The following is a 14404-nucleotide window of genomic DNA, read 5'->3' on the forward strand; positions in this document are numbered from 1 at the left end:
TTGCGCCGCTGGTGCGGTCGGTCATGGTCTTGGTCTGGTGGGTCAGGCCGCGGGCGGCGATGCGCTGCCATGCTCCGGTGTCGCGGTCGCCCTGCCAGCCGCAGTCCCGGTTGGGGCACAGGGCCCATTTCCAGCCCGGCGTGGTGGGCCGGTCGGGGGCCTTGCGGTGGCGCAGCGGGACGAGACATCGGGGGCAGTGCCGGGAGGTGTTCCGGGCCGGGACGGTGACCACAGCGATGCCCGCCTCGGCGGCCAGGTGCCGCATCCGTTCGACGATCTGTCCGCGTACCTGCTGGGACAGGCGGGAATTCAGGGTCCGGCCCATGCCCCGGGCTTCCATGGAGCGGAGGTCTTCGACGTAGATCACGCTCGCGCCGGCGGTGATGGCCTGGTCGACCGTCCAGCGCGCGGCGGATGAGGTGAGCGCGTCGTTGAGGTTCGAGCGGCGGGCCGCCACATGCCGGACACCAGAGCGGCAGCCCAGCCCACCCGCTGCACCAGCACCGCCCTGGTGAGGACCTGCCCGGTCTTCTCCTCCACCCCGCAACGCAACAGGGCACGGGCACACGCGGTACGGGATGCCTCGCCCTCGCCCAGCGGCAGCCTCCGGCTCACCGCACCCCCCATCCCCACGCGTAGTGCTGTCATCCGATCAACGACACCCCCGCGAAAAGGTCACACATTCGACCCACGCACTCACACACGACACCGCCACCAGTTCCGGACTCCCTGGTCTATCTGCGCCTGCTGCGGACGGAGGTATGACCCGCATGGCAGTCACACTCGCCTCCCGCCGCACGACCCGGCGCCTGGCGGCGGACACGGGCCTCCTGGTGCTCGCCGCGGCCTTCGTACTCCCCCTGGCCTGGGTCGTGCTGTCCTCCCTGGACCCCCACGCCGACCTCCGGGTCAAGACACCCGACGGCCTCACGCTGGACAACTTCGACGCGATCCTCGCCCCCAAGATCACCTTCACCCCCTCCTCAACAGCCTGATCCTGTGCGGCGGCGCGACGGCGCTCACGGTGATCTGCGCGACCCTGGCGGCCTACCCGCTCTCCCGGTTCCGCTCCCGCTTCAACCGCCCGTTCCTGCTGACGATCCTCTTCGCGACGAGCCTGCCCATCACGGCGATCATGGTCCCGGTCTACGCGCTCTTCGTCCGAGTGGACCTCATCGACACCATGCAGGGCACGATCCTCTTCTTCGCCGCGTCCCAACTGCCGTATGCCGTCTGGTTGATGAAGAACTTCATGGACGGCGTACCGAAGGAACTCGAGGAGGCGGCCTGGACCGACGGGGCGTCGTCCCTCCAGTCCCTGATCCGCATCGTGCTGCCCCTGATGAGCCCGGGCGTGGCCGTCGTGACGGTCTTCTCCTTCGTCATGATGTGGGGCAACTTCTTCGTCCCCTTCACGCTCCTGCCCCGGTGATCCTCCTGTACGTCCTGATCGCCCGGCGCCTGGGAGGGGGCTTCGCACTGGGAGGGGCGGTGAAGGGCTGACCGGCGTAGTTGCTGGGGCGGGGGCGTTCCGCAGCCCGGCGGAGCGGGGTGCCGCTGCGCCCACCCGTGCCGCCTGGGGGCACCTCCCAGGCCCTTTAAGGCACTGGGGGAGGCACGACTGCCCGCAGCTCAGCGGGACAGCGGCCCGCAGCACGGCAGCCTGCGGCAGCCAAGCCGGCACGCACCCGCACCCGCCGACGCACGGAAGGGGACGTGTCGGGGGGTGTCCGCCCGCAGCGGTTGGCGCGTCAACGGACAGTTAGTCGGTACGCAACCCCATCGCGCCGTTCCGAGGACGGACACCCCCCGGCGCGGCCCCGACCCACCGCACCCCGGTAGGCGCTACGCGCACCCCCACCGAAGCAGCCACAGGCCGCCGCAGGCACCCCGCACCACCCGGCGATCACCGAATCAGACACGGCCGCTTCGCGTCGAACTCCCACCCCGGCACCAGATACCGCATCCCCACCGCATCGTCCCGAGCCCCCACCCCCTTCTCCCGGTACAGCTCGTGCGCCGCCAGCAGCCGGTCCATGTCGAGCTCGACCCCCAGCCCCGGCGCGTCCGGGACGGCGATCTCCCCGCCCACGATGCGGGGCGGCGAGACGGTCAACCGCTCCAGACCCTCCTGCCAGATCCAGTGCGTGTCCAGCGCGTTGTACTCCCCCGGCGCCGCCGCCCCGCAGTGCGTCACCATCGCCAGCGAGATGTCGAAGTGGTTGTTGGAGTGGCACCCCCAGGTCAGCCCCATCGCGTTGCACAACTGCGCCACCCGCACGGACCCCTGCATGGTCCAGAAGTGCGGGTCGGCCAGCGGAATGGAGACCGACTGCAGAGCCAGCGCATGGGCCATCTGACGCCAGTCCGTCGCGATCATGTTCGTCGCCGTGGGCAACCCCGTGGCCCGCCGGAACTCCGCGAGGATCTCCCGCCCGGAGTAACCGCCCTCCGCCCCGCAGGGATCCTCGGCGTACGCGAGCGTGCCGACCAACGGCCGGCACAGCTCGACCGCCTCGCGCAGCGACCACGCCCCGTTCGGATCCAGGGTGATCCGCGCCTCGGGAAAGCGCGCCTTGAGCGCACGCACGGCCGCGACCTCCTCGGCCCCCGCCAGCACGCCCCCCTTGAGCTTGAAGTCCCGGAACCCGTAGTGCTCGTAGGCCGCCTCCGCCTGCCGCACGATCGCCTCCGGCGACAGCGCCTCCTCGTGCCGCACCCGGTACCACTCCACGGAGGAGCCGGGCTCCCGGACGTACTCCAGCTCCGTCCGGTCCGGGTCACCGACGTAGAAGAGGTATCCCAGCACCCGCACGGAGTCCCGCTGCTGCCCGTCGCCCAGCAGCGCAGCCACCGGCACGTCCAGATGCTGCCCGAGAAGATCGAGCAGCGCCGACTCGACCGCCGTCACCGTATGGACCGTGGTCCGCAGGTCGAAGGTCTGGGCGCCCCGCCCCCCTGCGTCCCGGTCGGCGAACCGCTCGCCGATCTCGCGCAGCACCCGCTTGTAGTCCCCCACCTTCGCCCCGACGACCAGCGGCCCGGCGTCCCGCAGCGTCTGCGTGATCTTCTCCCCGCCGGGCACCTCCCCCAGCCCGGTCCGCCCCTCGGAGTCGGTGAGGACGACGACGTTGCGGGTGAAGTACGGGCCGTGCGCGCCGGAGAGGTTCAGCTCCATGCTGTCCCGTCCGGCGACGGGGTAGACGGCGAACGCGGTGACGGTCGGCTGCTGCCTGCTGCTCATCAAATGCCCTTTCTCGGAAACCGAATTCACAGACCGGCATACGGTTCACAGACTCAGGACGTCGAGGACCCACTCCACGACGAGCACCCCGCCCAGCCCGAGCACGGCGAGCACGGTCGTATAGGACGTACGGACCTTGATCGCCTCGACGACGGACAGGTTGAAGTACTCCTTGAACAGCCAGAAGCCCGGGTCGTTGACGTGGGAGAAGGCGATGGAGCCGCAGGCGACGGCCAACACCATGACCTCCGGGTGCACCCCGCTGCCCGCCAGCAGCGGCAGGGCCACCCCGGAGGCCGTGACGACGGCGACCGTGGCGGAGCCCAGCGCGATGCGCAGGATGACGGCGACGAGCCAGGCGAGGACGATCGGCGAGATGGACCAGCCGTCGGTGACGTCCTTGATGTAGTCGGAGATCCCGCCCTCGACGAGGACGTTCTTGAAGGCCCCGCCCGCGCCGATCACCAGCAGGATCATCGCCATCGCCTGGGCCGCCGAGCCGCACGAGGCGCCGACGTCGCTCAGGCCGCGCCCGATCCGCGGTCCGAACGCCCACACCGCCAGGCACAGGGTCAGCAGCAGGGCGATCGGCGCCGACCCGACGAAGGCGACGACGTTCAGGAACGGGCTGTCGCCGGAGGCGGCCATGTCGGTCACGGCGGCGGCCACGATCAGCACGACGGGGAACATCGCCACGAGCAGCGACCAGCCGAGGCCCGGCATCTCCTCGTCGGTGAACTCGCGCTCGCTGACCAGGCCCTTGGGGATGGCCGGCGTCAACCGCGCGACGAACGGAAGACGGGGCCAGGTCAGGGCGATGAGCGCGCCGGCGGGCACGGCGACGAACAGGCCGTAGAACAGCGTGAGTCCGACGGAGGCGTGGAAGGTCGCGGCGACGGCGGTGGGGCCGGGGTGTGGCGGGAGGAAGCTGTGCATGGTGGACAGGGCGATGGACATCGGCAGCCCGACTCACAGCAGCTTCGCGCCGGTGACCCTGACCAGGGTGAACGCGATGGGCACGATGATGACGAACGCGACCTCGTAGAACATGGTCACGCCGATCAGCATGGACGTGACCACCATGGCGACCTGGACCCAGCGCGGCCCGAACGCGTCGAGGAGCTTGCCGGCTATGCGCTGCGCGGCGCCCGCGTCCCCCATCACCCGGCCGACCATGGCGCCGAGTCCGATGGTCAGCATGGTGTCGCCGATCTGGTCCCCGATGCCCTCGGAGAGGACGTCCGGGATGGTCGCCACCGGTATCCCCTGGACGAGCGCGACCCCGACCGCCACGAGCAGCAGGGCCGCGAAGCCGTTCAGTCTCAGCCTGGTCATGAGCAGGAGCAGAACCAGGACGCTGATCCCGACTACGAGCAGAGGCAAGGCAGTTCCCCTTTGAACCGGTGTCCCATCCCTGTATGCAGACGGCGTCCACGTATGAAGATGGAGGTTAAGTGGGTGAACGTGCCGGGTCAATGGCCGGGTGATCACGGATTCGCGCGCTGAAGAAGAGCACGGACGTCAGGCTCCGTGCGGCCGCCAAGGAAGGCTTGATCAAACAGCGAGCGGGCGAGAAGACCGCCGCCCGTCTCGCGGCGTCGCTGAGCGCGCAGAGCAGATGGGGCACCGCGAACGAAAGGGGCGGGTCGGACCTGTCCGACCCGCCCAGCCAAGCACTGCGCCCCTCAGTCGGCCGCCCCGTCCGGCAGGACCCCCGCCCGGAACGGCTCCACGCCCTCCAGCCTCCGCACCCGCGTCGGCTCGATCAGCAGCATTACCCGGCGCTCCCCGGGCAGCAGCCACGGATACCGCTCCTCCCCGAGGTACTTCCGCGCGAGCCGGTCCATCGCCCGCTCCGCCTCCTCGCCCTCCACGAACCGGACGACCTTCCCCCGGATCTCCGCCCGGTCGTACGGGTTGGAGGGGTCGTGGTGGGACAGCGAAACGTACGGATTGCGCCGCAGGTTCTCTTCCTTCACCCGCCCGATCGACGTGTTGACCATGACGTACTCCCCTTCGATGTCCGCCCACATGGGCGACACCTGGGGCGCACCGTCCGCACCCACCGTCGCGAGATGCCAGAAGTTCTTCGCGAGGAGACGCTCGCGAATATGCCCCTTGAGCTTGCCGTTCATCCGAGTGGCCGCCTTTCCGGGCCCGCGCTCGCCAGGCCCGGCGCCATCCTCGCCGCTCCCGCTCCCCGGCCGACAGACGATCTTCAGCCCCGGTCGAACCCGCCGGTAGCCGTAGCTTCCTACAATCCGTGATCCTGGCCGAACAGACCGTAGTCACTACAGCCCCGCGCCCCTAGCGTGTCGCCCGTGCGCCGACCTTCAGCCCGCCCGAGCCAGCCCGCACCCCACTCCGTGCCCGCCACCCCGACACCCCCGCCCTTCAACGCCCCCGCCGCCCGCCGGCTGCGCGCGGCCCTCGGCATGACACCCGAGCACGTCGCCCACGACATACGCGTCTCCTACGGGCACCCCCACATCACCCCGGACCACGTCAGGGCCTGGGAACGCGGGGCTGCGGCCCCTTCCGGCTCAGAACTCACCGCACTCGCGGGGGTGTTGTGGTGTTCGCCCGGCGAACTCATCGGCAGACCCCGCACCCTGCGCGAGCACCGCATCGCCCGCGGTTTCGCCCCCGAGGACGTGGCCCGCGCCGTGGGACATGAACTCCACGCCTATCTGCGGATGGAGGAGACCGACACCTGGCGCGGCACCGACCGCCAGTCCGCCGCCCTGGCCGATCTGCTCGGCCTCCGCCTGCCCGACTTCGTCACCGTCACGGGCCGCGACGCCAAGCTCGGCGAACTGCTGCGCAACGCGGTCACCACCCGCTGGCAGGCCTACGTGCGTCCGGTGGCCAAGGTCGTGCCCCTGGACCGGCCGTTCCTGGAGGGCGCCCTCCAGGGGCTGCACCAGGACTACCAGGGGCACATGGCCGCCACCCTGAGCTGGGGCGGCGGCGCCAGGGAAGCCGGCGACACCGCCCGCGAGTTCCTCGACCGGATCGTCGAGCACTTCTGGACGCGGATCCAGAAGAGCCCGGCCTAGGGCCCGACCCGGCCGCTCTAGAAGACCGACTCGGCCTCGTCCATGCGGTCCTTCGGCACCGTCTTCAGCTCGGTCACCGCCTCCGCGAGCGGCACCATCACGATGTCCGTCCCGCGCAGCGCGGTCATCCTGCCGAACTGCCCCTGGTGCGCGGCCTCCACCGCGTGCCAGCCGAACCGCGTGGCGAGCACGCGGTCGTAGGCGGTGGGTGAGCCGCCGCGCTGGACGTGGCCGAGAATGACCGGCTTGGCCTCCTTGCCGAGCCGTCGCTCCAGCTCGTGGGCGAGTGCCGTGCCGATGCCCTGGAAGCGCTCGTGGCCGAACTTGTCTATGGCGCCCTTGCCGTAGTCCATGGTGCCGTCGGCGGGGTGGGCGCCCTCGGCGACGCAGACGACCGCGAACTTCTTGCCGCGGGCGAAGCGCTCCTCGACCATCTTCACGAGGTCGGCGGGGTCGAACGGCCGCTCCGGCAGGCAGATCCCGTGCGCACCGGCCGCCATGCCGGACTCCAGCGCGATCCAGCCCGCGTGGCGTCCCATGACCTCCACCACCATCACCCGCTGGTGGGACTCGGCGGTGGTCTTCAGGCGGTCCATCGCCTCGGTGGCGACGCCGACCGCCGTGTCGAAGCCGAACGTGCGGTCGGTCGACGAGATGTCGTTGTCGATCGTCTTCGGGACGCCCACGACCGGCAGACCCGCGTCGGACAGCATGCGGGCGGCCGTCAGCGTGCCCTCGCCGCCGATCGGGATCAGCGCGTCGATGCCGAACTCGTGGATCATGTCGGAGGCGTTCTCGCAGGCCTCACGGAGACGGTCGCGCTCCAGCCGGGACGACCCCAGGATCGTGCCGCCGCGGGCCAGGATGCCGCTGACCGCGTTCAGGTCGAGGGCGCGGTAGCGGCCGTCCAGCAGCCCCGAGTAACCGTCCTCGAAGCCGATGACCTCGTCGCCGTAGTTGTCGACCGCCCGGTGCACGACCGACCGGATCACGGCGTTCAGGCCGGGGCAGTCGCCGCCTGCGGTGAGAACTCCGATACGCATCGTGCTGTGTCTCCTGCTCGCTGTTGATACCGGTGAGCCTCTGCCGATTGTTTCACGCTCCCCAGCCCGGCGTCGCACCCCTAGGCTGACGGGCGCCTTATCTACCGACGGAGGTATTGTCAAGAGGGTTCTGCTCACCTCGGTGGGCGATTTTTGTGCCCGTGGCTGGATAGCCGTTGGCTTGATGTGTACCGCTTGATGTGTACCCCCATTCGAGACGAAACGGAGAGCGCGCGTGACCCGCAGCGTGTACGTGACCGGCATCGACCGCGGCGACGGCCGCCAGGTCGTCGAACTGGGGGTCATGGAGCTCCTCACCCGGCAGGTGGACCGGGTGGGCGTCTTCCGTCCCCTCGTCCATGACGGCCCCGACCGCCTCTTCGAGCTGCTGCGCGCCCGCTACCGGCTCACCCAGGACCCGGCGACCGTCTACGGCATGGACTACCACGAGGCGTCCGCCCTCCAGGCCGAGGCCGGCACGGACGAGCTGGTGTCCACGCTCGTCGACCGCTTCCACCTGGTCGCCCGCGACTTCGACGTGGTCCTGGTCCTCGGCACCGACTACGCCGGCACCCAGCTCCCGGACGAGCTGTCGCTCAACGCCCGGCTGGCGAACGAGTTCGGCGCGTCCGTGATCCCGGTCGTGGGCGGCCGCAAGCAGACCGTCGAGTCGGTGCTCGCCGAGACGCGCAACGCCTACCGGGCCTACGACACGCTGGGCTGCGACGTCCTGGCCATGGTCACCAACCGGGTGGCCCGCGAGGACCGCGACGAGATCGCCGCCCAGCTCGACTCCCGGCTCCCCGTGCCGTGTTACGTCCTGCCCGACGAGCCCGCGCTGTCCGCCCCGACCGTCTCGCAGATCGGCCACACCCTCGGCGCCAAGGTGGTCCTCGGCGACGACTCGGGGCTGGCCCGGGACGTGCTCGGGTTCGTCTTCGGCGGCGCGATGCTGCCGAACTTCCTGGGCGCCCTGACCCCGGGCTGCCTCGTCGTCACCCCGGGCGACCGGGCCGACCTGGTCGTCGGCGCGCTCGCCGCGCACAGCGCCGGCACCCCGCCGATAGCGGGCGTGCTGCTCACCCTGGACGAGGTGCCCGGCGACCACATCCTCACCCTCGCCGACCGCCTCGCCCCCGGCACCCCGGTGCTGTCGGTGGCCGGCACCAGCTTCCCCACCGCCGAGCAGCTGTTCTCCCTGGAGGGCAAGCTCAACGCGGCCACCCCGCGCAAGGCGGAGCGGGCGCTCGGCCTGTTCGAGCGGTACGCCGACACCGCCGACCTCGCCCGCCGCGTCTCCGCCCCGAGCAGCGACCGCGTGACGCCGATGATGTTCGAGCACAAGCTGCTGGAGCAGGCCCGCTCCGACCTGCGCCGCGTGGTGCTGCCCGAGGGCACCGAGGAGCGCGTGCTGCACGCCGCCGAGGTGCTGCTGCGCCGGGGCGTGTGCGAGCTGACCCTGCTCGGCCCGGTCGACCAGATCCGCAAGAAGGCCGCCGACCTCGGCATCGACCTCGGCGAGTCCCAGCTGATCGACCCGGCCACCTCCGACCTGCGCGACGCCTTCGCCGAGAAGTACGCGGCCCTGCGGGCACACCGGGGCGTCACCGTGGAGCTGGCGTACGACGTGGTCTCGGACGTGAACTACTTCGGCACGCTGATGGTGCAGGAGGGCCTCGCCGACGGCATGGTGTCCGGCTCGGTGCACTCCACGGCCGCGACCATCCGCCCGGCCTTCGAGATCATCAAGACCAAGCCGGACGCCGACATCGTCTCGTCGGTGTTCTTCATGTGCCTGGCCGACAAGGTCCTCGTCTACGGCGACTGCGCGGTCAACCCGGACCCGAACGCCCAGCAGCTCGCCGACATCGCCATCCAGTCGGCGAGCACGGCCGAGCAGTTCGGCGTGGAGCCGCGGATCGCCATGCTGTCGTACTCCACGGGCACCTCCGGCTCGGGCGCCGACGTCGACAAGGTCCGCGAGGCGACCGAGCTGGTGCGCACGCGCCGTCCCGACCTGAGGATCGAGGGCCCGATCCAGTACGACGCCGCCGTGGAGCCGTCGGTCGCGGCGACCAAGCTGCCCGGCTCCGAGGTCGCCGGGCAGGCGAGCGTGCTGATCTTCCCCGACCTGAACACCGGCAACAACACCTACAAGGCCGTGCAGCGCTCGGCCGGCGCGATCGCCGTCGGCCCGGTGCTGCAGGGCCTGCGCAAGCCGGTCAACGACCTGTCCCGGGGCGCCCTCGTCCAGGACATCGTCAACACGGTCGCCATCACGGCGATCCAGGCCCAGTCCCCCGCCCCGTCCCCGAGCGAGAAGGCGACCGCCCAGTGAGCCCCACCCGCGTCCTCGTCCTCAACTCCGGCTCCTCGTCGGTGAAGTACCAGCTGCTCGACATGCGCGACAACAGCCGGCTGGCGGTGGGTCTGGTCGAGCGCATCGGCGAGCAGACCTCGCGCCTGAAGCACACCCCGGCCGGCGGCGGGGGCCGGGAGCGCGGCGGGGCGATCGCCGACCACGACGCCGCCCTGAAGGCCGTGGCCGAGGAACTCGCCAAGGACGGCCTCGGCCTGGACTCGCCCGAACTGGCCGCGATCGGGCACCGGGTGGTGCACGGCGGCAAGTCCTTCACCGAGCCGACCGTGATCGACGACGCCGTGCTCGCCGAGATCGAGCGGCTCATCCCGGTGGCCCCGCTGCACAACCCGGCCAACCTCACCGGCATCCGCACGGCGCAGTCCCTGCGCCCGGACCTGCCGCAGGTCGCGGTCTTCGACACCGCGTTCCACACGACCATGCCGGAGTCGGCCGCCCGCTACGCGATCGACGTGAAGACCGCCGACGAGCACCGCATCCGCCGCTACGGCTTCCACGGCACCTCCCACGCCTACGTCTCCCGGACGACGGCGAAGCTGCTGGGCAAGGACCCCGCCGAGACGAACGTGATCGTGCTGCACCTGGGCAACGGGGCGTCCGCCTCGGCCGTCAGGGGCGGTCGCTGCGTGGACACCTCCATGGGGCTGACGCCTTTGGAGGGGCTCGTGATGGGTACGCGCTCGGGAGACATGGACCCGGCCGTCATCTTCCATTTGATGCGTGTTGGTGGAATGTCCGCCGACGAGATCGACACTCTTCTCAACAAGAAGAGCGGTCTGATCGGACTGTGCGGCGACAACGACATGAGGGAGATCCGCCGCCGCGTCGACGAGGGCGACGAGCAGGCGGAGCTGGCGTTCGACATCTACATTCACCGCCTGAAGAAGTACATCGGCGCCTATTACGCCGTACTCGGACGGGTGGACGCGGTGGCCTTCACCGCCGGCGTCGGCGAGAACGCGGCGCCCGTGCGGGAGGCGGCCCTGGCGGGCCTGGAGGAGCTGGGCCTCGCGGTGGACGGCGAGCGCAACGCCGTGCGCGGCGACGAGGCACGGCTGATCTCGCCCGAGGGCGCCCGGGTCGCGGTGGCGGTGGTCCCTACTGACGAGGAATTGGAGATCGCGACACAGACCTACGCGCTGGTAATTGGTTCGGGGAATCACACCTGAGCGGCATCCCGCCCTTTTGTATTTTCCGCCTGACGGAATATTCCGTTGCGAAACAAACCGATAGGATCGCCCCCATGCGCCGTTCGAAAATCGTCTGTACTCTCGGCCCCGCGGTCGACTCCCACGAGCAGCTTGTCGCGTTGATCGAAGCCGGCATGAACGTGGCCCGCTTCAACTTCAGCCACGGCTCGCACGCCGAGCACCAGGGCCGGTACGACCGGGTCCGTGCCGCCGCCAAGGAGACCGGCCGGGCCATCGGGGTCCTCGCCGACCTCCAGGGCCCCAAGATCCGTCTGGAGACCTTCGCCGAGGGTCCCGTGGAGCTGGTGCGCGGTGACGAGTTCACCATCACCACCGAGGACGTCCCCGGCGACAAGACGATCTGCGGGACGACCTACAAGGGCCTGCCCGGCGACGTGACCAAGGGCGACCAGATCCTCATCAACGACGGCAACGTCGAGCTGAAGGTCACCGAGGTCGAGGGCCACCGGGTCAGGACGATCGTCATCGAGGGCGGCGTCATCTCCGACCACAAGGGCATCAACCTGCCCGGCGCGGCCGTCAACGTGCCCGCGCTGAGCGAGAAGGACATCGAGGACCTCCGCTTCGCGCTCCGCATGGGCTGCGACCTGGTCGCGCTGTCGTTCGTCCGGGACGCCAAGGACGTCCAGGACGTGCACCGCATCATGGACGAGGAGGGCCGCCGCGTCCCGGTCATCGCCAAGGTGGAGAAGCCGCAGGCGGTGCAGAACATGGAGGACGTCGTGATGGCGTTCGACGGCGTGATGGTCGCCCGTGGTGACCTCGCCGTCGAGTACCCGCTCGAGAAGGTCCCCATGGTGCAGAAGCGCCTGATCGAGCTGTGCCGGCGCAACGCCAAGCCGGTGATCGTGGCGACCCAGATGATGGAGTCGATGATCACCAACTCCCGTCCGACCCGCGCCGAGGCCTCCGACGTGGCCAACGCGATCCTGGACGGCGCCGACGCGGTCATGCTGTCCGCCGAGTCGAGCGTGGGCGCGTACCCGATCGAGACCGTCAAGACGATGTCGAAGATCGTCACGGCGGCCGAGCAGGAGCTGATGTCCAAGGGCCTGCAGCCGCTCGTCCCGGGCAAGAAGCCGCGTACGCAGGGTGGTTCGGTGGCCCGTGCGGCCTGCGAGATCGCCGACTTCCTCGGCGGCCGGGGCCTGGTGGCCTTCACCCAGTCCGGCGACACCGCCCGCCGGCTGTGCCGCTACCGCGCCGTCCAGCCGATCATCGCCTTCACCACGGACGAGTCCACCCGCAACCAGCTCGCGCTCAGCTGGGGCGTGGAGCCGCACGTCGTGCCGTTCGTGAACAGCACCGACGAGATGGTCGACCTGGTGGACCAGGAGATGGTGAAGCTGAACCGCTTCAACGAGGGCGACATCGTGGTCATCACCGCCGGCTCGCCCCCCGGTGTCCCCGGCACCACCAACATGGTGCGCGTCCACCACCTGGGCGGCGCCAAGAGCTGACCCGGCAAGGGCCGTGAAGGCCCCTTTACGACACCGAGGGCGCCCCCTGAGTTCCGGGGGGCGCCCTCGTCTCGTAGGTGGCCCTGGCCACTGAAAATCCCTCTACCCCTCTTCCGTTTCCTGTGTAACTCTCGTGAAGCCCTTGGGGAGAGGGTGCGGGGGACGCGTGCCTGACCAGCGCGCGAGCATATCAGTCCAACATGGACATCTCCTGACGGAAGTCACCTGCTGGCAGACCGACCACGCCTGCCGCGCAGCCATGCCCGCCTGCCCTCCTCCTGGGTCGACCATTCATCCAGCGGACAGGCGACGACATGCGAAGAGCCCTGCGCTCAAGGGGGTTAGCCGGCACCGCGCTGGTGGCGGCATCCGCCGTACTGACGGGGCTGGTGTACGCGGCCCCCGCCCGGGCCGACGAGCCCGCCGAGGACCCGGACGCCGGCCAGTTCCGGATCAGTCTCGGGGTGGACGCCCGGACGAACCGGTGCGTGGCCGGTACGGCGCTGCACATCGGCGGCCCCGCCCTCAAGGCCGCGGCCGCCAAGGCCCTCAACGGCACCGACACCGAACTCACCGGGGCCCTGGAAGGGCACCAGGTGGGCCTCGGCACCCTCGGGGACGCCCGCAGCAAGGACAACGACGGGGTCATCGACTACCTGGACCAGTCCCGCAAGCGCAAGACGCGCTGGGAGACGGCCAACAAGATCTACGCGCAGACGGGCTGGACCTCGGGCACTGAGTACCACGCTCCCGAGTTCGACGCGGACGTCGTAGCCTTCACGCTCGGTCCGCAACGGGACCTGTACGGCCGGCTCGGACAGGACGGCCGCAGCGTGCCCACCAAGGCCTCGGTCGACCAGGCGAAGAAGGTCGCCGCCGACATCAAGGGGCAGGACGACTGGAACGACTTCGCGGCCGACGCGATGTTCGGGGACACCGAGGTCCGCGGCCCCTACAACTGGACCACCGCCAGTGATGTCGCGTCCTTCCTGCGCCACGGCGGCTTCGTCACCAAGCCGCTGGGAGGGCTCGGCCGAGTACCGCATGGAGGTCGATGCCCTCAAGGTCGCCTGGGGCGGCTGCGACAGCTACAACCCCGTCGACGCCCGGCGAATCCTCACCCCGGCGGTCCTGACGGCACATCAGGAGTGGGAGACGGAGTACGCCGCGCAGGCCAAGCCCCGGGCCACCGTCATGGCCGCCGAGGCGACCGCGTCGGCCGAGGCCCGCAAGGCCACCGAGGCGATGATCGAGTCCATCGGGCAGGCGTGGCTGGCCGAGCAGATCCTGCTGTGGCAGAAGTACTGGGCGGGCCAGCCCAAGGACAACATCCACCGGCCCAAGGAAGCGGTGTTCACCCAGGCCAAGACGGACCTGGCCAACGCCCAGAAGCGGGCCGCGGAGCAGCTGTCGCTGGCCAACAAGGCGGTGGCCGCCGCCAAGACGGCCTCCGGACAGGCCGCCACGGCGCAGAACGACGCGTACGCCATCGCTGACGCGGCCAAGACGCCGCGCGGCCGGGGGCTGCTGTACACCCAGCAGTCGGTGCAGGTCGTCAAGGCCTCGTACGCAGCGGCCCAGGCGGCGGCGAAGGCCACCCAGACCGCGGTGAACGCCGCCAAGGCGACGGTGACGCCGACACTGTCGAGGACGTCGACGCGGTCGTCCGCGCCCGTGGCGGCAAGGGGTGGACCGCGACGTTCATGACCCTTCGGAAGATCGCCGAGGTGATGGACGACCGGTCCACCACCGGCGAGTGCGCCGACGGCCTGTACCTGCGGATCCCTGACCTCGTGATCGTCCGTGAAGGCGGTCTGGACGCCATGACCAGAGCCCTGGTCGACCTCTTCGGCGAGTACGGCATGGACACCGACGTCCTGCCGCGCTTCGACGACGACGAAGAGGACGAGGAAGGCGAGGACGACTGACCCTGGGCACCCGCCCACCGGCAGAAAACGCGTCTGTGCCCCGCCGGGTCGAACCCGGCGGGGCACAGTCTGTTGCGGC

The 14404-nt window shown here is 70.3% G+C and carries 9 protein-coding genes and 3 pseudogenes; 7 read left to right on the top strand and 5 right to left on the bottom strand.

The window, feature by feature from the left end:
• Positions 1-118 precede the first annotated feature (118 nt).
• Positions 119-340 (bottom strand): annotated as a pseudogene (locus ACIBL4_RS37010) (zinc ribbon domain-containing protein); the annotation flags it as partial.
• A gap of 430 nt (positions 341-770) precedes the next feature.
• Between ACIBL4_RS37010 and ACIBL4_RS37015 the strand changes: the two are divergent.
• Positions 771-1503, top strand: a pseudogene (locus ACIBL4_RS37015) (carbohydrate ABC transporter permease).
• 403 nt (positions 1504-1906) lie between these two features.
• Here ACIBL4_RS37015 and ACIBL4_RS37020 read toward each other — a convergent pair.
• The 3 genes and pseudogenes from ACIBL4_RS37020 to ACIBL4_RS37030 form a co-directional block, all read right to left on the bottom strand.
• On the bottom strand, positions 1907-3244 hold the full coding sequence (locus ACIBL4_RS37020; RefSeq protein WP_399416201.1) for an enolase C-terminal domain-like protein: 1338 nt from the start codon (positions 3242-3244) through the stop codon (positions 1907-1909).
• Between the two features lie 45 nt (positions 3245-3289).
• Positions 3290-4627: pseudogene (locus tag ACIBL4_RS37025) on the bottom strand (gluconate:H+ symporter).
• A 302-nt stretch (positions 4628-4929) separates the two neighbouring features.
• Positions 4930-5379: a PPOX class F420-dependent oxidoreductase gene (locus tag ACIBL4_RS37030; protein ID WP_399416202.1), complete on the bottom strand. Its 450-nt coding sequence runs from the start codon at positions 5377-5379 to the stop codon at positions 4930-4932.
• A 186-nt stretch (positions 5380-5565) separates the two neighbouring features.
• Between ACIBL4_RS37030 and ACIBL4_RS37035 the strand changes: the two genes are divergently transcribed.
• Positions 5566-6303: a helix-turn-helix domain-containing protein gene (locus ACIBL4_RS37035; protein ID WP_399416203.1), complete on the top strand. Its 738-nt coding sequence runs from the start codon at positions 5566-5568 to the stop codon at positions 6301-6303.
• A gap of 17 nt (positions 6304-6320) precedes the next feature.
• Here ACIBL4_RS37035 and ACIBL4_RS37040 read toward each other — a convergent pair whose 3' ends face one another.
• On the bottom strand, positions 6321-7346 hold the full coding sequence (locus ACIBL4_RS37040) for an ATP-dependent 6-phosphofructokinase (protein WP_356924454.1): 1026 nt from the start codon (positions 7344-7346) through the stop codon (positions 6321-6323).
• Positions 7347-7581: 235 nt separating this feature from the next.
• Between ACIBL4_RS37040 and pta the strand changes: the two genes are divergently transcribed.
• From pta to ACIBL4_RS37065, 5 genes are all read left to right on the top strand, one after another.
• Positions 7582-9684, top strand: a complete 2103-nt coding sequence (pta, locus tag ACIBL4_RS37045; RefSeq protein ID WP_399416205.1) for a phosphate acetyltransferase — start codon at positions 7582-7584, stop codon at positions 9682-9684.
• A complete protein-coding gene (locus ACIBL4_RS37050) occupies positions 9681-10895 on the top strand; it encodes an acetate kinase (RefSeq protein ID WP_399416206.1) in 1215 nt (404 codons plus the stop codon). Before pta ends, ACIBL4_RS37050 begins: the two co-directional genes overlap by 4 nt.
• Positions 10896-10969: 74 nt before the next feature.
• Positions 10970-12397 carry a pyruvate kinase gene (pyk, locus tag ACIBL4_RS37055; protein ID WP_399416207.1) on the top strand — a complete coding sequence of 476 codons (1428 nt, stop codon included), beginning with the start codon at positions 10970-10972 and terminating at the stop codon, positions 12395-12397.
• Positions 12398-13441: 1044 nt separating this feature from the next.
• Positions 13442-14104 (top strand): hypothetical protein, encoded by a 663-nt coding sequence (locus ACIBL4_RS37060; protein WP_399416209.1) that lies wholly within the window; start codon positions 13442-13444, stop codon positions 14102-14104.
• Entirely contained in the window at positions 14101-14325 is a 225-nt protein-coding gene (locus ACIBL4_RS37065; RefSeq protein ID WP_399416210.1) for a hypothetical protein, read from the top strand. The genes ACIBL4_RS37060 and ACIBL4_RS37065 overlap by 4 nt, the downstream gene beginning before the upstream one ends.
• The last annotated feature ends 79 nt before the right edge of the window (positions 14326-14404 follow it).

The organism is Streptomyces sp. NPDC050416, assembly GCF_044458845.1.
Classification (GTDB): domain Bacteria; phylum Actinomycetota; class Actinomycetes; order Streptomycetales; family Streptomycetaceae; genus Streptomyces.